The 18,454-nt window shown below is 73.8% G+C and carries 16 protein-coding genes and 1 tRNA gene; 12 read left to right on the forward strand and 5 right to left on the reverse strand.

From position 1 onward, the window contains the following. Position 1: 1 nt before the first annotated feature. Positions 2–613 carry a 5-formyltetrahydrofolate cyclo-ligase gene (locus ABT084_RS25650; protein ID WP_502969189.1) on the reverse strand — a complete coding sequence of 204 codons (612 nt, stop codon included), beginning with the start codon at positions 611–613 and terminating at the stop codon, positions 2–4. A gap of 95 nt (positions 614–708) precedes the next feature. On the opposite strand from ABT084_RS25650, the gene galU reads away from it, so the two are divergent. The 7 genes from galU (at position 709) to ABT084_RS25685 (ending at position 6,192) form a co-directional block, all read left to right on the forward strand. Then, the gene (galU, locus tag ABT084_RS25655; protein WP_351048277.1) at positions 709–1,611 is read left to right on the forward strand and encodes a UTP--glucose-1-phosphate uridylyltransferase GalU; all 903 of its coding nucleotides are present in this window, start codon (positions 709–711) and stop codon (positions 1,609–1,611) included. Between the two features lie 4 nt (positions 1,612–1,615). After that, positions 1,616–2,977 (forward strand): molybdotransferase-like divisome protein Glp, encoded by a 1,362-nt coding sequence (gene glp, locus ABT084_RS25660; protein ID WP_351048280.1) that lies wholly within the window; start codon positions 1,616–1,618, stop codon positions 2,975–2,977. 73 nt (positions 2,978–3,050) lie between these two features. After that, positions 3,051–3,530 (forward strand): cyclic pyranopterin monophosphate synthase MoaC, encoded by a 480-nt coding sequence (moaC, locus tag ABT084_RS25665; RefSeq protein ID WP_351048283.1) that lies wholly within the window; start codon positions 3,051–3,053, stop codon positions 3,528–3,530. A gap of 83 nt (positions 3,531–3,613) precedes the next feature. Then, on the forward strand, positions 3,614–4,135 hold the full coding sequence (locus tag ABT084_RS25670) for a MogA/MoaB family molybdenum cofactor biosynthesis protein (protein WP_351048346.1): 522 nt from the start codon (positions 3,614–3,616) through the stop codon (positions 4,133–4,135). Positions 4,136–4,152: 17 nt separating this feature from the next. Continuing rightward, positions 4,153–4,764 carry a GNAT family N-acetyltransferase gene (locus tag ABT084_RS25675; protein WP_351048286.1) on the forward strand — a complete coding sequence of 204 codons (612 nt, stop codon included), beginning with the start codon at positions 4,153–4,155 and terminating at the stop codon, positions 4,762–4,764. A gap of 214 nt (positions 4,765–4,978) precedes the next feature. Continuing rightward, on the forward strand, positions 4,979–6,052 hold the full coding sequence (sepX, locus tag ABT084_RS25680) for a divisome protein SepX/GlpR (protein ID WP_351048289.1): 1,074 nt from the start codon (positions 4,979–4,981) through the stop codon (positions 6,050–6,052). Positions 6,053–6,118: 66 nt separating this feature from the next. After that, positions 6,119–6,192, forward strand: a tRNA-Ala gene (locus ABT084_RS25685). 184 nt (positions 6,193–6,376) lie between these two features. Here ABT084_RS25685 and ABT084_RS25690 read toward each other — a convergent pair. Further along, a complete protein-coding gene (locus ABT084_RS25690) occupies positions 6,377–7,243 on the reverse strand; it encodes a YwqG family protein (protein ID WP_351048292.1) in 867 nt (288 codons plus the stop codon). 63 nt (positions 7,244–7,306) lie between these two features. Between ABT084_RS25690 and ABT084_RS25695 the strand changes: the two genes are divergently transcribed. Beyond that, positions 7,307–8,692, forward strand: coding sequence for a CoA transferase (locus ABT084_RS25695; RefSeq protein WP_351048294.1), 1,386 nt, complete (start codon positions 7,307–7,309; stop codon positions 8,690–8,692). 178 nt (positions 8,693–8,870) lie between these two features. On the opposite strand, the gene ABT084_RS25700 is transcribed toward ABT084_RS25695, so the two are convergent. Next, positions 8,871–9,368, reverse strand: a complete 498-nt coding sequence (locus ABT084_RS25700; RefSeq protein ID WP_351048297.1) for a GNAT family N-acetyltransferase — start codon at positions 9,366–9,368, stop codon at positions 8,871–8,873. Positions 9,369–9,452: 84 nt separating this feature from the next. Here ABT084_RS25700 and ABT084_RS25705 point away from each other — a divergent pair, with 84 nt between their 5' ends. Further along, entirely contained in the window at positions 9,453–10,250 is a 798-nt protein-coding gene (locus tag ABT084_RS25705; protein WP_351048300.1) for an exodeoxyribonuclease III, read from the forward strand. Here the strand turns inward: ABT084_RS25705 and ABT084_RS25710 are convergent. Then, positions 10,238–10,969 carry a MerR family transcriptional regulator gene (locus tag ABT084_RS25710; protein ID WP_351048303.1) on the reverse strand — a complete coding sequence of 244 codons (732 nt, stop codon included), beginning with the start codon at positions 10,967–10,969 and terminating at the stop codon, positions 10,238–10,240. The genes ABT084_RS25705 and ABT084_RS25710 overlap by 13 nt on opposite strands. Positions 10,970–11,152: 183 nt before the next feature. Here ABT084_RS25710 and ABT084_RS25715 point away from each other — a divergent pair, with 183 nt between their 5' ends. From ABT084_RS25715 to ABT084_RS25725, 3 genes are read left to right on the forward strand one after another with little or no spacing between them, the layout of a single operon-like run. Next, positions 11,153–12,745 carry a flavin-containing monooxygenase gene (locus ABT084_RS25715; protein ID WP_351048349.1) on the forward strand — a complete coding sequence of 531 codons (1,593 nt, stop codon included), beginning with the start codon at positions 11,153–11,155 and terminating at the stop codon, positions 12,743–12,745. Next, a complete protein-coding gene (locus ABT084_RS25720; protein ID WP_502969194.1) occupies positions 12,742–13,764 on the forward strand; it encodes an alpha/beta fold hydrolase in 1,023 nt (340 codons plus the stop codon). Before ABT084_RS25715 ends, ABT084_RS25720 begins: the two co-directional genes overlap by 4 nt. Next, on the forward strand, positions 13,761–14,645 hold the full coding sequence (locus tag ABT084_RS25725; protein ID WP_351048306.1) for an SDR family oxidoreductase: 885 nt from the start codon (positions 13,761–13,763) through the stop codon (positions 14,643–14,645). Before ABT084_RS25720 ends, ABT084_RS25725 begins: the two co-directional genes overlap by 4 nt. A gap of 415 nt (positions 14,646–15,060) precedes the next feature. On the opposite strand, the gene ABT084_RS25730 is transcribed toward ABT084_RS25725, so the two are convergent. Continuing rightward, positions 15,061–18,375 (reverse strand): S41 family peptidase, encoded by a 3,315-nt coding sequence (locus ABT084_RS25730; RefSeq protein WP_351048309.1) that lies wholly within the window; start codon positions 18,373–18,375, stop codon positions 15,061–15,063. Positions 18,376–18,454 lie beyond the last annotated feature (79 nt).

Genomic DNA, 18,454 nt, shown 5'->3' on the forward strand with positions numbered 1-18,454 from the left:
CTCACGCGTCGGGCCGGAAGCGGCGCACCCCCGACGGGGTGACCACGGCGTGCACGGGGTGGTCGTGCGGTTCCTCCGGGACCCGCGCGACCACCTCTTCGTCGTAGAGGAGCACCACCAGCGCCGGATGGGCGTCCGCGCGCTCCAGCCGGGCGAGCACCCGGTCGTACGAGCCCCCGCCGCGCCCGAGCCGCATCCCGCGCCCGTCCACCGCGAGCCCGGGCAGCAGCACCGCGCCCGCGCCGGTGACCGCGTCCGGGCCCAGCCGCGGACCGGCCGGTTCCAGCAGGGTCATCTTCCCGGCGCGGGCGGCCTCGGCCAGGCTCGCGGGGCCCTCGTACGCGGCCCAGTCGAGGTCGTTGTCGGGGAGCAAAACGGGCAGCAGGACGCGGACCCCGCGGCCGCGCAGGGCGTCGAGCAGGTGGCGGGTGCCGGGTTCGGCGCCGATGGAGACGTACGCGGCGACCGTGTCCGCGTCGGCCAGTTCGGGCAGGCCGAGGGCCTCGCGGGCGAGCGCGCGGGCCGACGTACGGGCGGATTCGGCGGACCGGGCACGGCGGGCGGCGAGAAGTGAGCGCCGCAATTCCGCTTTGTTGGAACGGTTCTGTACCACAGCTGGCTTGAAAACCCTTCTATTTCGGGACGAAGTCGGAGCAAATTACCCCGGTTCTGGCAGGGCGGTCCAGGCCACCGACTATCGTTCTGCCCATGACTCAGTTGCACCCCGTGATCAAGAAGGCCGTCATCCCGGCCGCGGGCCTCGGCACTCGCTTCCTCCCGGCGACGAAGGCCACCCCGAAGGAAATGCTCCCGGTTGTGGACAAGCCGGCCATCCAATACGTCGTCGAAGAGGCCGTCGCGGCCGGACTCGACGACGTCCTCATGATCACTGGGCGTAACAAGCGGCCCCTCGAGGACCACTTCGACCGGAACTACGAGCTGGAGTCGGCCCTCATCGCCAAGGGCGACGACGACCGCCTGAAGAAGGTCCAGGAGTCCAGCGACCTGGCCACCATGCACTACGTCCGCCAGGGCGACCCGCGCGGACTCGGCCACGCCGTGCTGTGCGCCGCCCCGCACGTGGGCGACGAGCCCTTCGCCGTCCTCCTCGGCGACGACCTGATCGACCCGCGCGACCCGCTCCTCCAGCAGATGGTCGACCTGCAGCAGCGCACCGGCGGCACCGTCATCGCGCTGATGGAGGTGGACCCCAAGTCCATCCACCTCTACGGCTGCGCCGCCGTCGAGGAGACCGGCGAGGACTCGATCGTCAAGATCACCGGCCTCGTGGAGAAGCCGGACGCGGACGAGGCGCCCAGCAACTACGCCATCATCGGACGCTACGTCCTCAGCCCCGCGATCTTCGACATACTGCGGGAGACCGAGCCGGGCCGCGGTGGGGAGATCCAGCTCACCGACGCCCTGCAGAAGCTGGCCGCCGACGAGTCCATCGGCGGCCCGGTGCACGGCGTGGTCTTCCGAGGCCGCCGCTACGACACCGGGGACCGCGGGGACTACCTGCGGGCCATCGTCCGCCTCGCGTGCGAACGCGAGGACCTGGGCCCGGAGTTCCGCACCTGGCTTCACAGTTACGTCACGGAGGAGATGTAGCACCTTGACCAGTCCCGCACCGCAGGATCCTCAACCGGCGGGCGCCCACCAGCGCCTGTGGTCGGTCGACGAGCACCTCGCGGACGTTCTCGCCGCCATCCGGCCGCTGGAGCCCATCGAGCTCCAACTGCTGGACGCCCAGGGCTGTGTCCTGGTCGAGGACGTCACCGTGCCCGTCGCCCTCCCGCCCTTCGACAACAGCTCCATGGACGGCTATGCCGTCCGCGTCGCCGACGTCCAGGGTGCGAGCGAGGAGTTCCCCGCGGTGCTGACGGTCATCGGGGACGTCGCGGCGGGCAGCGGAGGGCTCCCCGGTGGCGGCGCGGTCGGCCCCGGCGAGGCCGCCCGCATCATGACCGGTGCCCCACTGCCCCCGGGCGCGGAGGCCGTCGTACCGGTCGAGTGGACCGACGGAGGTACGGGCGGCGGCGCGGCCGCGGGGATGACCCCGGCCAGCGCGGCCCCCGAGGGCGCGAGCGGCGAGGTCCGGGTGCACCGGGCCGCCGAGGCGCGCGCCCACGTCCGCGCGCGGGGCAGCGACGTCCAGGCGGGCGATCTCGCGCTGAGCGCCGGCACCGTGCTCGGCCCGCCGCAGATCGCCCTGCTCGCGGCCATCGGGCGCGGCACCGTCCGGGTGCGCCCGCGCGCCCGGGTCGTCGTCATGTCCACCGGCAGCGAGCTGGTCCAGCCCGGCGAACCGCTGACCGAGGGCCGGATCTTCGACTCCAACAGCTTCGCGCTGGCCGCCGCGGCCCGCGACGCCGGAGCCATCGCCTACCGGGTCGGCGCGGTCGCCGACGACGCCGACACGCTGCGCTCGGCCATCGAGGACCAGCTCATCCGGGCCGACCTGATCGTCACCACGGGCGGCGTCAGCGTCGGCGCCTACGACGTGGTCAAGGAAGCCCTCACCAGCGTGTCCAGCGGTGAGGAGGACATCGACTCCGCGGGCGTCGACTTCCGCAAGCTGGCCATGCAGCCCGGCAAGCCGCAGGGCTTCGGCACGGTCGGCCCCGACCGGACCCCGCTGCTCGCCCTGCCCGGCAACCCGGTGTCCTCGTACGTCTCCTTCGAACTCTTCGTCCGTCCGGCCATCCGGGCCCTGATGGGCCTGCCCGACGGGGACCTGCACCGCCCGGTGGTCCGCGCGGCGCTGAAGGCCGACAAGGCGCTGCGCTCACCGGCCGGGCGCCGCCAGTTCCTGCGCGGCAAGCACGACGCGGCGAGCGGGACGGTGAGCCCGGTCGGCGGATCCGGCTCGCACCTGATCGCGGCCCTGGCGCACGCGGACTCGCTGATGGTGGTGCCGGAGGACGTCACCTCGGTGGAGCCCGGCACCGAGCTGGAAGTGGTCCTGCTCGGCTGAACCCCGCCCGGTGCGGGTAGCGTGTTGCACCACACAGGCCCTTGCGGGGCCCGGACGGGAGCGGCACGCACTTATGAGCACGCAGAGCAGGCTGACGCACATCGACGAGGCCGGCGCGGCCCGGATGGTCGACGTCTCCGACAAGGACGTCACGACGCGGACGGCCCGCGCCAGCGGCCGGGTGCTCGTCTCGTCCCGGGTGATCGAACTGCTGCGGGGCGAGGGCGTGCCCAAGGGCGACGCCCTCGCCACCGCGCGGATCGCCGGGATCATGGGCGCGAAGCGGACCCCGGACCTGATTCCGCTCTGCCACCCGCTCGCCGTCTCGGGCGTCACGGTCGACCTGTCGGTGACGGACGACGCCGTGGAGATCCGCGCCACCGTCAAGACCACCGACCGCACGGGCGTCGAGATGGAGGCGCTGACCGCCGTCGCGGTCGCCGGACTCACCGTGATCGACATGGTCAAGGCGGTCGACAAGGGCGCGGTCATCACCGACGTCCGGGTCGAGGAGAAGACCGGCGGCAAGTCCGGCGACTGGAACCGCGCGTGAACGCCCCGCGCGGCGGCGAGGTCCACAGTCACAGCCACGGACCGGGCCACAGCGATGGCCCGGGCGATGGCCCGGGCGACGGTGTGTCCGCCGGTCCGGAGGGCGGGCGGGCGCCGCTGCGCGGCCTGGTCGTGACGGCCTCCAACCGCGCCTCGCAGGGCGTGTACGCCGACAAGGGCGGTCCACTGCTCGCGGACGCCCTCGCCCGGCTCGGCTTCACGGTCGACGGCCCGCGCGTGGTGCCGGACGGCGACCCCGTCGAGCAGGCCCTGCGCGAGGGTGTGGCCGCCGGCTACGACGTCATTCTGACCACCGGCGGGACCGGGATCTCGCCCACGGACCGGACCCCGGACGCCACCGCGAGGGTCCTGGACTACGAGATCCCCGGCATCCCGCAGGCGATCCGCGCCGAGGGCCTGGCGAAGGTGCCGACCGCGGCCCTGTCCCGGGGCCTGGCGGGCGTGGCCGGGCACACCCTGATCGTCAATCTGCCGGGTTCGACCGGCGGCGTACGGGACGGCCTGTCCGTCCTGGACCGCATCCTGCTCCACGCCGTCGACCAGATCCGGGGCGGCGACCATCCCAGACCCGGGAGCCCGAGCTGAACGGACCCACCTGGCCGGTGGTGCTGGCGGACGGCGATGTCACGCTCCGGCCGATAAGAGTCCGTGACCAGCGTGCCTGGCGCGAGGTGAACCGGCGCAACCGCGACTGGCTGCGCCCGTGGGAGGCGACCATTCCGCCGGCCGCGCCCTGGGGCCCGGTCGTGCACCGGCCGACGTACCGCCAGATGGTCCGCCACCTGCGGACGGAGGCGAACGCGGGCCGGATGCTGCCCTTCGTCATCGAGTACCAGGGCCGGCTCGTCGGGCAGCTGACGGTCGCCGGGATCACCTGGGGCTCCATGTGCGCGGGTCACGTGGGCTACTGGGTGGACCGTGACGTGGCCGGACGGGGCGTCATGCCGACGGCGGTCGCGCTGGCGGTGGACCACTGTTTCCGCCAGGTCGGGCTGCACCGCATCGAGGTGTGCATCCGGCCGGAGAACGGGCCGAGCCGGCGCGTCGTGGAGAAGCTGGGCTTCCGCGAGGAGGGGATGCGACCGCGCTACCTGCACATCGACGGCGCGTGGCGGGACCACCTCGTGTACGCGCTGACGGCCGAGGAAGTACGGGAAGGCCTGTTGAGCCGCTGGCAGCGGGAGCGGCACGGGCACGCTCCGCCGCAGAAATAGGGGGCGGCGAGATAGGCGGCCCGGGCTACTAACGGTCCAGGCTACTAATCCGGGCCGCTAACGCCGTTATTCGAATAAAGGTTCGAGCGGCGCGCCGGGGATCCATAACCTGATCCGAAGAATCACAAAAAAAGTCCGTGATATCAGCCGGATCGCGCGACACACCGGCCCAATTGGCGGATTCCCGCGGCCGTACCCCTCTACGGTGTGGGGTGTGAGCAGCAGCGGCCTCATCTACGCAGTCATTGTCGGGGCCTGGGCCGCCTACTTGGTGCCCATGTGGCTCCGGAGGCAGGACGAGCTGAACGAAGCCCGTCCGACGGAACGCTTCTCCACCGCCATCCGGCTGCTTTCCGGCCGGGCGGGAATGGAGCGCCGTTACGCCAAGGGACTGCGTGAGCGCGGTGACGAGGAGGCGGAACCCCAGCCCCACGCGGACCCGGACGCCGCGACGGAGAAAGTGAATTCCGTCGACGCCGACGCCCGGGTCAATGCCGTGCCCAGAACCAGGGCGGAACCCCGCGCCGCGAGCGCCGAACGAGCGGACCGCGCCGAGCGCGCCCGGCGCGAACAGCGCCTCCAGGTCCTCGCCCGGCGCCGTCGCACCACCGCGATGCTGTTCCTCGTCTTCACCCTCGGCGCCGTCGTCGCGGCCGTCGGGGGACTGCGCTACCTCTGGGCTCCCGCCGTCCCCGCCGTCCTGCTGAGCGCGTACATCGTGCACCTGCGGATCCAGGAGCGCCGGCGGTTCGTCTTCACCATGGACCGGCGCCGCGCCGAGGCCGCCGCCAGGCGGCTGCGCGAGAACCGGCCCCGGCGCCGCGAGGCCGAGGCCGACGCGGGCTCCGAACCGGACCCCGCACCACCGGTCTCCCCGCAGGAGGCCGGCCGGCGCGCCCTGGTCGAGCAGACCGACCACGCGGAGTGGGTGGACCAGCAGCGCGAGCGGGAGCGCGGTCCGGCGCGCGGCGACAGCTGGGAGCCGGTCCCGGTCCCGCTGCCGACGTACGTGACGGCCCCCGTCGCCCCCCGGGCCACCGGTCAGGCGGCTCCGGACGCCTGGAGCTCGGCGCGCTCGAGCGCGGCGGAACCGACGGAACCCCGCCTGCGCGCGCAGCAGCCGGGCCAGTACGCGGCCCCGCACGCGGGCGGCCACCCGAGCGTCCCGGACCCGCGGGCGGACCAGAAGCCGTCGCCCCCGACCCCCCGCCGCAGCCGCGACCGCGGCCGCACTCCGCTCTTCGACCAGTACGAGGGCGACGACCGGCCGCGCGCCGCGAACGAGTGACGTGACCTGCGGGACAACGGATTTCCGTGCACCCCGGATGGGATGCTAATGTTTCACACGTCGCAAGGGCCTGTGGCGCAGTCTGGTAGCGCACCTCGTTCGCATCGAGGGGGTCTGGGGTTCAAATCCCCACAGGTCCACAGACGACAGTTCGCGGGTTGCTCCCGAGAACGTCACAAGATCCCGTCCGGTCGGAAGACCGGGCGGGATCTTGGCGTTTGAGGGGTGTGCGGGAACACGCGCCCCACCTCCGCCGCTGCTCCCTCTGTTGCTGGTGTTCGGGGGCCACGGGTGGGCAGGGTGGGGGGCGTTCGGCGGGGAGGGTCAGCCGCACTGCCAGGTGAACTTGGCGCGGTCGAAGCGGTGGGCCGTGAGGTCTTCCGGGCGGATCAGCCAGTACAGGGCGCCGCAGTCGCCCCACATCATGTCGGCGGCTTCCTCGCTGTCGAACTGGGCCAGCAGGACCCAGCGGCCGACCTCGTCGCGCATCCGGGGATCGTCCCACGCGGGGGCGCCGTCCAGCGCGGCGTGGGCGATCTCCAGTTCCACCGGGTTCTGGACGGGGTGGGCGTGGCCGCCGAGCTGGTGGCCGACGTCGCCGTCGAAGTCCCAGACGGCGTCCAGGAAGGGCTGCGCGCACACCGGGTGGTCGTAGCGGTGGCCGAAGGGGGCCTGCGGGGCGAAGGTCTGCTGGATCCGGGGGTGCCAGGGTTCGGCGGCGGTCATCGTCGGGCGGGCCGTCAGGTGCACGACGGGGTACGGGGTCAGGCCCGGCGGGGTGGCGCGCTCCTCCGGGTCGGTGCCGGCGGGGACGTGGAGTACGCGCGCGCCGGCCTGGCTGTCCGGGTCGTCGGCCAGGACCAGGGCGTCCCCGTCGTCCAGTTGGCCGTCGAAGTAGAAGAAGAGCAGGGTGCCGTTGGTGGGGAGCGCGATGTCGAGGCTGTCGGCGGGCAGCGCCGCGCAGTCGACGGAGGCGATGAACGAGAGCGGGCCGTGCCCCTCCCAGGTGGGCCACTCCACCCCGGCCGGCAGCCGCGGCAGCCCGCCGAGGCGCCCGGCGGTCCCGCCCGTGCCGACTCCGACTTCGAGGCGCACCCCGGGGCGCAGCAGGCCGACCCACTGCTCGGCCGCCTGGGCGGGCAGGTGCTGCTGGGCGAGGCCGCGGAAGGCGGCGGTGGTTCCGTGCGTCATGGTCCGATCATGCCGGAGAGCACTGACACGGCGGGCCGGGCCGGGCGCGGGCAGAATGGGGGGATGGCGATCAGTGCGCGCGAGGACCGGGCAACGGCGTTGGCCTGGGCGTCGGTTGGGGGCGCCGAGGGGGCCGCTGCGCGGGTCGGGTACCGCGGGGCCGGGGCGCTCGGGGGCGGGCGGCTGCCGGTGCGGGAGCTGGCGCGGGCCACGGTGGGAGCGTGTTCGCTGGCCGCCGCGGAGCTGGCCGCGGTGCGGGCGGGGGGCGGGGTGGACGATGTGGCTCCGCTCGTGGTGGACGAGGGGGCGGTGTCCGCGGCCTTCGTGAGCGAGCGGCACCTGCTGGTGAACGGGCGGGCCCCGGTGGTCTTCGCGCCGTTGTCCGGGTTCTGGCGGACGGCGGACGGGTGGGTGCGCACGCATGCGAACTATCCGCACCACCGGGAGGCGTTGGTGCGGGCGCTGGGGCTGCCGTCCGGGGGCTCGCGGGAGGCGACGCCGGAGGAGTTGCGGGCGGCGCTGGCCGCGCGGGGCGCGGTCGAGGTGCAGGAGGCGGTGTACGCGGCGGGCGGGCTGGCGGTGGCGGTGACGCGGACGTACGGGGATCCGTTGCCGCTGGTGGAGCGCTGGGACGGGGCCGCGCGCGGGCGCCGGCTCGGGCCGGGGGCGCTGCCGGCTTCGGGGGTACGGGTGCTCGACCTGACCCGGGTCATCGCCGGTCCGGTGGCGACGCGGACGCTGGGTCTGCTCGGGGCGGACGTCCTGCGGATCGACTCGCCGCGGCTGGCGGAGGCGGACGACGCGCACGCGGACACCGGCTTCGGGAAGCGGTCGGCGCTGCTGGACCTCGGGGCGGCGGGGGACCGGGCGGTGTTCGAGAGACTGCTGGCGGAGGCCGACGTGGTGGTGACGGGGTACCGGCCGGGGGCGCTGGACCGGTACGGGCTCTCGGCCGAGGAGCTGATGCAACGGCGGCCAGGGGTGGTGGTGGCGCAGCTGTGCGCGTGGGGGTGGAGCGGGGCGTGGGCCGGGCGGCGGGGGTTCGATTCGCTGGTGCAGGCCGGGTACGGGATCGCTGCGCGCGAGGCGGGGGCGGACGGGGTGCCGGGGGCGCTGCCGGCGCAGGCGCTGGACCACGGGACGGGGTATCTGGTGGCGGCGGGGGTGCTGAGGGCGTTGGCGGACGGGGGTGGGCGGGGGCTGAGGTATTCGCTGGCGGGGACGGGGTCCTGGCTGGTGCGGGATGTGGGGGGCGGCTCGGGGGACGGTGTGGGGGGCTCGGGGGAAGGCTCGGGGTATGACGCCGGGGCTTGGCTGCGGGAAGGGGGGTCCGGGTACGGGTGGCTGCGCCATGCCGTGTCGCCCGTCGGCGAGGCCTTGGGTGTGGCGGGTGGGTGGGGGCGGGGGCCGTCGCGGTGGGGGGCCGATGGGGCGGCGTGGGTGAGGTGACGTGGCCGGTGTGCGGGGCTCTGGCCCTGGCCCCGCGCCTCAATCGCCGGCGGGGCTGGATGTGGGCTCGGCCGGGCTGGGTTTGGCCCCCGCGAGGCTGGGTTGGGGCTCGGCCGGGCTCGGTTTGGCCCCCGGCGGGGGTGGAATTGCCTCGGTCGGGCTGGGGTGGGGCCGGGGCTCAGTGGGTCAGGGGTTTGGCCATGCAGCGGCTTGAGTCGTAGTCGCGGTAGTGGCCGAACTTCGAGGGGGCCGGGGTGTAGTTCTCCGACAGGTAGAGGGCTATGGCTTCCGGCTGCTGGTCGCCCGTTTCCAGGACCATGCGGACGCGGCCCGCGATCCGGGCGTCCGATTCCAGTTCCGCCAGGATGCGGCGGGCCAGGCCCAGGCCGCGGGCCTCCGGGATGACGTACATGCGCTTCAGTTCGGCGTCGCCGTCGGCGTAGCCCTCGTCGTTCGCGTCCTGGGCGCGCCAGCCGCCGCTCGCGACGGGGGCGCCGTGGGCGTCGTAGGCGAGGAGGTACAGGCCGTTCGGCGGGGCGAACATGGCCGGGTCGAGGGGGGTGACGTCGCCCTCGCCCTCGTAGCGCGCCTGGTACTCGAGCTGGACCTGGTCGTTGAGTTTGACCGCGTCCGGGTGGTCGTACGGTACGGCGCGGAGCTGGATCCCGTGAGGCATTCGAACATCGTACGGCCGTCACCCGCGGGGGTACGCTGGTCGACGTTTTGTGGGTCGTGGGGGCGCGATGTTTGGAGCCAAGTCTTGATCACTGTGACGTCCGTGAATGTGAACGGGATCCGCGCCGCCGCGAAGAAGGGGTTCGGGGCCTGGCTCGCCGGGTCCGACGCCGATGTGGTCTGCCTCCAGGAGGTCCGCGCCGAGGAGGGCCAGATTCCGGAGGAGGTGCGCCGGCCCGAGGGCTGGCACACCGTCTTCGCCCCGGCCGCCGCCAAGGGGCGGGCCGGGGTCGCGCTGTACACCCGGCGCGCGCCCGAGCGCGTACAGGTCGGCTTCGGGAGCGCGGAATTCGACGCCGCCGGGCGGTACCTGGAGATCGACCTCCCCGGGATCACCGTCGCCAGCCTCTACCTGCCCTCCGGTGAGGCCGGGACCGAGAAGCAGGACGAGAAGTACCGCTTCATGGCGGAGTTCGACGCCTACCTCGTCGCGCTCAAGGCTCGCGCCGCCGCCGACGGGCGCGAGGTGCTGGTCTGCGGGGACTGGAACATCTGCCACCGCGAGGCCGACCTGAAGAATTGGAAGACCAACCGGAAGAACGCGGGCTTCCTCCCCGAGGAGCGCGAGTGGCTCGGGCAGGTCTACGACCGGGCCGGGTACGTCGACGTGGTGCGCGCGCTTCAGCCCGAGGGCGAGGGGCCGTACTCCTGGTGGTCCTACCGCGGACGGGCCTTCGACAACGACGCCGGGTGGCGCATCGACCTGCACGTGGCCACGCCGGGGCTGGCGGAGCGGGCCGTGAAGGCGTACGTCGAGCGCGCCGAGACCCACCCCGAGCGGTGGTCCGACCACGCTCCCGTGACGGTCGTCTACGGTCCCTGACCGGGCCGGTCCGCGGGGGCGGCCGAGGCCCGCGCCGCCAGCAGGCGGTCCATCGCCATCGACAGCTCCGCCTCCACCACGCTCTTGGCGAGCGGGCGCAGGCGGGGCACGGCCCCCTCGGGCAGGTGGGTCTCCATCAGCTCGGTGAACAGCGCGGCCAGGGCGTCCGCGTGGGCGCGGACCCGGCGGCCCGTCTCCAGGACGGCGGCCAGCGGGACGCCCTCGCGGACCAGCGCCGAGGACACGTCGAGGAGGTTGCGGCTGACGTGGACGATCTCGTCCCCGTCGGTGGCGAGGTACCCGAGGTCGAGGGAGGCCGCCAGGTTCTCCGGGGTGACCTCGCCCTCGAAGTAGTCGGCCAGCGCCTGCGGGGTGAGCCGGACCGGGGTCTCCTGTGACCAGCCGATGCCGAGGAGCTCGCCGAGCTGGCCGACGTCGCGGCCGTTCTCGAAGGCGGCCGTCAGCTCCGCGATGCCGCCCAGGGTGTGGCCGCGCTCCAGCAGGGCGGCGATGGTGCGCAGCCGGGCCAGGTGGTGGTCGTCGTACCAGGCGATGCGGCCCTCGCGGCGCGGTGGCGGGAGCAGCTTGCGCTCGCGGTAGAAGCGCAGGGTGCGCACGGTGATGCCGGCCGCCTCGGCCAGCTCCTCCGTGCGGTACTCGCGCACCGGGTCCGCGGAGCCCGCCGGCCCTGCCGGGTCCGCCGGGTCTGCCTCTCGCACCTCTTTGTCCACCACAGCCGCACCCTATGGCGTACCGCGGGTAACTTTCCCTTCGCGCCCCCTACCCATGAGTACGGAGCTGCTCTACGCTCCAACCGTGCCAGTGATTGCTGGCGCGATTGGGGAGTGCAGGCTGTGAGCCAGGCTGTGAGTGAAGCGGAAGCGGAAGCGGAGGCGGCGGGCATGGGCGGACACGCGGATGAGCGTGAGCACGTACGGGTGGCGGTGATCGGGTCCGGGTTCGGCGGACTCGGGGCGGCCGTCCGGCTCCGGCGCGAGGGGATCACGGACTTCGTGGTCCTGGAGCGCGCGGACTCGGTGGGCGGGACCTGGCGCGACAACGACTACCCGGGGTGCGCCTGCGATGTGCCCTCGCACCTCTACTCCTTCTCCTTCGCCCCCAACCCCGACTGGCCGCGCACCTTCTCCGGACAGCCGCACATCCGCGCCTACCTGGAGCACGTCGCCGACACCTTCGGCCTGCGCCCGCACCTCCGGCTGAACACCGAGGTCGAGATGATGCGCTGGGACGCGGACGGGCTGCGCTGGGAGATCGAGACCTCGAAGGGCTCCTTCACCGCCGACGTCGTGGTCTCCGCGACCGGGCCGCTCTCCGACCCGAAGACGCCGGAGATCCCCGGCATCGCCGGCTTCCCCGGGAAGGTCTTCCACTCGGCGCGCTGGGACCACGACTACGACCTGCGCGGCAAGCGCGTCGCGATGATCGGGACCGGCGCCTCGGCCATCCAGATCGTCCCCGCCATCGCGCCCGACGTGGACCGCCTGACCCTCTTCCAGCGCACCCCGCCGTGGGTGATGCCGCGCACCGACCGCGCCATCAGCACGGGGGAGCGCTGGCTGCACCGCCAGCTGCCCTTCACCCGCGCCGCGCGCCGCGGGCTGCTCTGGGGCATCCGCGAACTCCAGGTCGGCGCCTTCACCAAGCACCCGAACCGGCTCGGCCTGATCGAATCCCTGGCCAAGGCCAATATGGCGCGCTCCATCAAGGACCCGGCGCTGCGGGACAAGCTGACGCCGTCGTACCGCATCGGCTGCAAGCGGATCCTGCTGTCGAGCGAGTACTACCCGGCGCTCGCCCGGCCGAACGTGGACCTCGTGGCCTCCGGGCTCAAGGAGATCCGCGGCTCGGTGCTGGTCGCCGCCGACGGCACGGAGACCGAGGCCGACGCGATCGTCTTCGGTACGGGCTTCCACGTCACGGACATGCCGATCGCGGACCGGGTGGTCGGCGCCGAGGGCAAGACCCTCGCGGAGGAGTGGAAGGACGGGATGCAGTCGCTGCGCGGGGCGACCGCGGCGGGCTTCCCGAACTGGATGACGATCATCGGGCCCAACACCGGGCTCGGGAACAGCTCGATGATCCTGATGATCGAGTCACAGCTGAACTACATGGCCGATTACGTCCGCCAGCTCGGTGTGCTCGGCGGGCGCGCGGCGCTCGCCGCGCGCCCCTCCGCCGTGCACGCCTGGAACCGGCGCGTGCAGGACCGGATGAAGCGGACCGTGTGGAACACCGGCGGCTGCACCAGCTGGTACCTCGACGCGAACGGGCGCAACACCACCGTGTGGCCGGGCACGACGGGCGAGTTCCGGCGCGAGACCCGGGGGGTGGACCTCGCCGAGTACGAGGTGCTGCGCGGCCGGGAGCGGGCGCGGACCGCCGTGACGGCCACCGCCACCGTCTCCGCCACCGTCTCCGCCGCCGACTCCGCCCCCAAGGTCGTGCCCGCGGGCGCCGAGGAGGGCGCCGCGTGAGCGCCCGGCGCACGCACCACGTGACCACCGGCCCCTACGCGCCCCCCACCGCGCGGCGCACCCTGGAGGCGGTCTCGGCCGACGGCTCCCGGCTGCACGTGGAGGTGCACGGCGAGGAGGGCGCCCCCGCCGTGGTCCTGGCCCACGGATGGACCTGCTCGACCGCGTTCTGGGCGGCGCAGATCCGGGCCCTGGCCCCCACCCACCGGGTGATCGCCTACGACCAGCGGGGCCACGGCCGCAGCCCCGCCGCCCACGCCTACGGCACCGAGGGCCTCGCCGACGACCTGGTCGCCGTCCTCGAGGCGACCCTCGCCCCGGGGGAGCGCGCGGTGGTCGCCGGACACTCCATGGGCGGGATGACGGTCATGGCCGCCGCCGGGCGCCCCGCCTTCGACGAGCGGGTGGCCGCCGTCCTGCTGTGCAGCACGGGCAGCTCCCGGCTGGTCGAGGAGGCGCTCGTGCTGCCACTGCGCGCCGGGCGCGTACGGACCCGGATGACCAGCGCGGTCCTCGGCTCGCGCGCCCCCCTGGGACCGGTCACGCCGGTGGCCCGCAGGGTGCTGAAGTACGCCACGATGGGCCCGGGTTCGGCGCCCGACCGGGTCGAGGCGTGCGCCCGTATCGTGCACGGCTGCCCCACCGGGGTGCGGCACGGGTGGTCGCGGGTCCTGTCCGGGCTGGACCTGGACGCCGGGCTCGCCCGGATCACCGTGCCCACCGCCGTCATCGGCGGCACGGCGGACCGGCTGACGCCGATCGTGCTCGCCCGCGGGCTCGCCGCCGCGCTGCCGCACTGCGTCGGGCTCACCGAGCTGACCGGCATGGGCCACATGACCCCGATCGAGGCTCCCGAGGCCGTCACCGGCGTCATCCGGGACCTGGCCGCGCGCCACCTCGCGCCGAGCGGAACCGGCACGGCCGCCGGCGCCGCGGACACCGCCCCGGCCGCGGACACCGCCCCGGCCGCGGCCGTGGCCCCGGCCACCATCCCGACCACGAAGGAGAAGACGCCGTGAGCGCGCACAGGAGTCTGGAAGGCCAGGTCGCCGTCGTCACCGGCGCCGCCCGCGGCGTCGGCGAGCTGCTCGCCCGCAAGCTGTCCGCGCGCGGCGCGCGGGTCGCGCTGGTGGGCCTGGAAGCGGAGGCGCTCAAGGAGGTCTCCGAGCGGCTGCACACCGACAGCGACCACTGGTACGCCGACGTCACCGACCACGAGGCGATGGCCCGGGTGGCCCAGGAGGTCAAGCAGCGCTTCGGCAAGGTGGACATCGTCGTCGCCAACGCCGGGGTCGCGGCGGGCGGTCCGTTCGCCGACTCCGACCCGGAGGCCTGGCGCCGGGTGATCGAGGTCAACCTGATCGGCGGGGCCGTCACCGCCCGCGCGTTCCTGCCGGTGCTGACGGAGAGCCGGGGGTACTTCCTCCAGATCGCTTCCCTCGCCGCGATCACCCCGGCGCCCATGATGACGGCGTACTGCGCCTCCAAGTCCGGGGTGGAGGCCTTCGCACACTGCCTGCGCGCCGAGGTCGGGTACAAGGGCGTCAAGGTGGGCGTCGGATACCTCTCCTGGACCGACACCGACATGGTGCGCGGGGCCGACGAGAACGAGGTCATGCGGGAGCTGCGCCAGCGGCTGCCGTGGCCGTCGAACCGTACGTACCCGCTCGGGCCCGCCGTCGACCGGATCGTCGCGGGGATCGAGCGGCGCTCGGCGCACGTGTACGCGCAGTGGTGGCTGCGCGGGATGCAGGGCGTGCGGGGCTACCTGCCGGGGATGATCGCCGCGGTCGGGCAGCGCGAGATGAAGCGGTTCGAGCCGCGGCTGGCCGGTGTGTCCAAGGGCCTGGTCGGCGCGGGCGGGGCCGCGGACGAGCAGGAACGCACCAAGCGCGCCTGAGCGAGCCGGCCCGGGCGCGTGGCCCGGGCGCGCGGCCGCGAGCCGCCGCCGGCCCCGGCACGTGAAAGGGGCGCGACCCGTGGACGGACGGGGCGCGCCCCTCAGCCGGTGAGGGCTGCGGTCATCTCTCGGAGGCTTCTTCACAGGGCTGGTCGAACGCGGTGCGCGCCCGTTCCTTCACCTGGTCGGAGCGCTGTCCCGGTCGCTCGGGGGCACCATCCCGCTGCCCCTCCGCGGCCGTTGCGGCTCGCTCCGCCAGCTCTCTGGCCTTGGCCTGGAACTGCTCTCGGATTCCCATGCGAACAGACTTCCATGACCGGACACATGGCGCATTTCGATCAAGTTCCAGTCAGGTTCCGGTCAGTTGCCGGTCTGTTGCCGGTCTGTTGCCGGTCGGCTTCCGCCCGGTTTCCGCTCAGTCCTCCGCCCGGGGCGGCAGCTTCGGGCGGCGCCGGTCCGGGACGTCCGCGTAGCCGGGCGGCACCGCCGCCGGGTCCTGTTCCAGCAGCTCCAGCGCCAGGTGCACCGCGTCGTCGAGCTCCGCGTACCGCCCCTCCGCCCAGTCGAGCGGGGTGCGCAGCATCGCCAGGTCCGGCTCCACGCCGTGGTTCTCCACCGACCACCCGTACTCCGGGAACCAGGCGGCGTTCATCGGGACCGTGATGACCGTGCCGTCCCCCAGGGTGTGGCGGCCGGTCATCCCGACCACCCCGCCCCAGGTGCGCTGGCCCACCACCGGGCCCAGCCCCAGCAGTTTGAAGGCGGCGGTGATCATGTCCCCGTCCGAGGAGGTGGCCTCGTCGGCCAGCGCCACGATCGGGCCGCGCGGCGCGTTCGAGGCGTACGAGACGGGCTGGGCGTTGCGGGTCAGGTCCCAGCCCAGGATCGAGCGGGTCAGCTTCTCCACCACCAGCTCGCTGATGTGCCCGCCCGCGTTGCCGCGGACGTCCACGATCAGGGCGGGACGCGACACCTCCAGGCGCAGGTCCCGGTTGAACTGGGCCCACCCGGAGCCGCCCATGTCGGGGATGTGCAGGTACCCGCACTTGCCGCCGCTGAGCTCGCGGACCACCGAGCGGCGCTTGGCCACCCAGTCCTGGTAGCGCAGCGGCCGCTCGTCGACGAGCGGGACGATCGCCACCCGGCGGGAGGGACCCTCGCCCTCGGCGGGCCGGAAGGTCAGCTCCACCGTGGTCCCGCCCGCCGCCGCCAGCAGCGGATAGGGGCCCGCGACCGGGTCCACCGGCCGCCCGTCCACATGGGTGAGCACCGCGCCCTCGCGGATCCCGGTGCCGGCCAGGGGCGAGCGGGCCTTGGAGTCGGAGGAGTCGCCGGGCAGGATCCGCGAGAGCACCCAGGCGCCGTCCCGGGGCACGAGGTTGGCGCCCAGCAGCCCGATCGCGCGCTGGTAGTGCGGCGGGCCCTCGTTGCGGCGCGCGGGGGAGACATAGGCGTGGGAGGTGCCCAGCTCGCCGAGGACCTCGCGCATCAGGTCGGCGAACTCGTCGGGGGACGCGACCCGTTCGACCAGGGAGCGGTACTGGCGCAGGATGCCGTCCCAGTCGATCCCGCACATGTTCGGTTCCCAGAAGTAGGCGCGGATGATCCGCCCGGCCTCCTCGAACGCCTGGCGCCACTCGGCCGCCGGGTCCACCTCGTGATGGATCCGGCGCAGGTCGAGGTAGACCGTCGAGTCGCTGTCGCCCGACTCGGTCGCCGGTACGGCGCGCAGGTCCCCGTCGTCATTGACGACGAGGCGGGTCCCGTCGCCGCTGACCGCGAACCAGTCGAGCCCGGAGGCCAGCTCGGTCTTGCGCGCCTTGGTGATGTCGAAGTACTCCAGCGTGGGCTTGCCGCTGGTGTCGGCCGGGTTGGCGAAGGTCTCGCCGAGCGCGCCGGAGATGGGCCAGCGCAGCCACACCAGCCCGCCACCGCTCACCGGGTACAGGGCGGAGTACTTGGAGGCGGTCACCGGGAAGGGCGTGACCCGGCTCTCCAAGCCTTCCACCTCCACCGTCACGGCCCCGTCACCCGCGTCGGCGTCGCCCTCCACCGGGTCGAGCCCGCCCGCCGCCGGGCGCCCGTCCGGCGACAGGGCGAACGGCGAGGGGGTCGCCGAGGACAGCGGCACCAGGTACGGGCGGCAGCCCAGCGGGAAGGACAGGTCCCCGGTGTGCACGTCGTAGACCGGGTCGAAGCCGCGCCAGGACAGGAACGCCAGATAGCGCCCGTCCCGCGTGAAGACCGGGTTCTCGTCCTCGAACCGGCCGTTGGTGACGTCGACGATGGTCCGCCCGCCGGGCCCGGAGATCCGCGCCATCTTGATCTGCCGCAGCGAGCGCCCGATCCCCGGGTGCGACCAGGTCAGCCAGCACCCGTCGGGCGAGAAGGCCAGGTCGGTCACCGGCCCGTTGACCGACCGGATCAGCTCGGTGACCTCGCCGTCGGACTCCTCCGTGCCCGCGCCGGCAGCCGCTTCTTCGGACACCGTGATGAGCAGGACCCGCCCGTCGTGGGAGGCGATCGCGAGCCGCTCCCCGTCCGGGTCCGACAGCAGCTCCAGTACGCGCCCCAGCCGGCCCGAGGCCAGGCGCCGCGGCTCCCGCTCCCCGCTGGCCCGGGGCAGGTAGGCGATCTCGATCGCGTCCTCGCCCTCCGCGTCCGTCACGTAGGCGATCTGGCCGCCGCTGCCCAGCATCTCCGGCATCCGCGCCCGCACGCCCGGGGTGTCGGCGATGGTCCGCGCGGGCCCGTCGCGGTGGGTGAGCCAGTACAGGCTGCCGCGCACCACGACGGCGCTGGCCCGCCCGGTGGTGTCCACGGAGAGGGAGTCCACATGGCTGGCCGCCGGGACCTGGTACGTACGCCGTCCCGCGCGCGGGCCGCCGAGACGCACCTCGAGCTTGCGCGGTGCGGCGCCCGGCGCGAGGGAGTCGACGAGCCACAGGTCGCCCGCGCACTGGTAGACCACCCGGGTCCCGTCGCTGGAGGCGTGGCGGGCGTAGAAATCCGCGTGGTCCGTGTGGCGGCGCAGCCCGGTGCCGTCGGGCAGGCAGGAGTAGAGGTTGCCGATGCCCTCGTGGTCGGAGAGGAAGGCGATCCGGCCGTCCACGAACATCGGGGAGTCGAGGTGGCCCTCGAGGCCCTCCAGCAGCCGCTCGCCGTGCAGCCAGAGCCGCCCGGTGGCGCCGCCGCGGTAGCGCTTCCAGGCGGCGGGCTCGTGCGGGGGCTTGCCGCTCAGCAGCAGGGTCCGGCGCTCGCCGCCCTCCGTGTCCTGCACGGCGATGTCGGAGACCGGCCCCCAGGGCAGGCGGCCGCCGGGGCTGCCGTCGGTGGGCAGGCTGTAGGCCCAGGAGAAGTAGGAGAAGGGCTGGCCGTGCGAGGAGACGGCCAGGATGTCGCTGCGGCCGTCCTTGTCGGGCGGGGTCCAGCCGCAGACGCGGGTGTCGGTGGAGCCCCAGTGGGTCAGGCGCCGGGCGGGGCCGCCGTCGACCGGGGCGAGGTGGATCTCGGGGTCGAGGCTGCGCCAGGTGGTGTAGGCGATGTGGCGGCCGTCCGGGGAGAAGCGGGGGTGGCCGACCCGGGTCCGGTCGACGGTGATCCGCCAGGCCCGGCCCACCGGGCCTCCAGGAGGAACCAAGGGCGCCACCCAAAGATCGTCCTCAGTGGCGAAACACAGCATGTCGTCGTGCAGGTGCGGGAACCGGAGGTACGCGACGTCGTGACTCACCCCCCAATGCTTTCCGCGCCGAGAGGGGCTGGCAACTCGTACATGTGATCCACGCGTGACACACGCCACTGCCATAAGC

Source organism: Streptomyces sp. NPDC002138 (assembly GCF_040296485.1).
GTDB lineage: Bacteria > Actinomycetota > Actinomycetes > Streptomycetales > Streptomycetaceae > Streptomyces.

Coding starts and splice junctions, on each gene's coding strand:
- moaC (WP_351048283.1), top strand. CDS start 3,051: ATGAGCACGCAGAGCAGGCTGACGCACATCGACGAGGCCGGCGCGGCC.
- ABT084_RS25715 (WP_351048349.1), top strand. CDS start 11,153: ATGGGCGGACACGCGGATGAGCGTGAGCACGTACGGGTGGCGGTGATC.
- ABT084_RS25695 (WP_351048294.1), top strand. CDS start 7,307: ATGGCGATCAGTGCGCGCGAGGACCGGGCAACGGCGTTGGCCTGGGCG.
- ABT084_RS25700 (WP_351048297.1), bottom strand. CDS start 9,368: ATGCCTCACGGGATCCAGCTCCGCGCCGTACCGTACGACCACCCGGAC.
- galU (WP_351048277.1), top strand. CDS start 709: ATGACTCAGTTGCACCCCGTGATCAAGAAGGCCGTCATCCCGGCCGCG.
- ABT084_RS25690 (WP_351048292.1), bottom strand. CDS start 7,243: ATGACGCACGGAACCACCGCCGCCTTCCGCGGCCTCGCCCAGCAGCAC.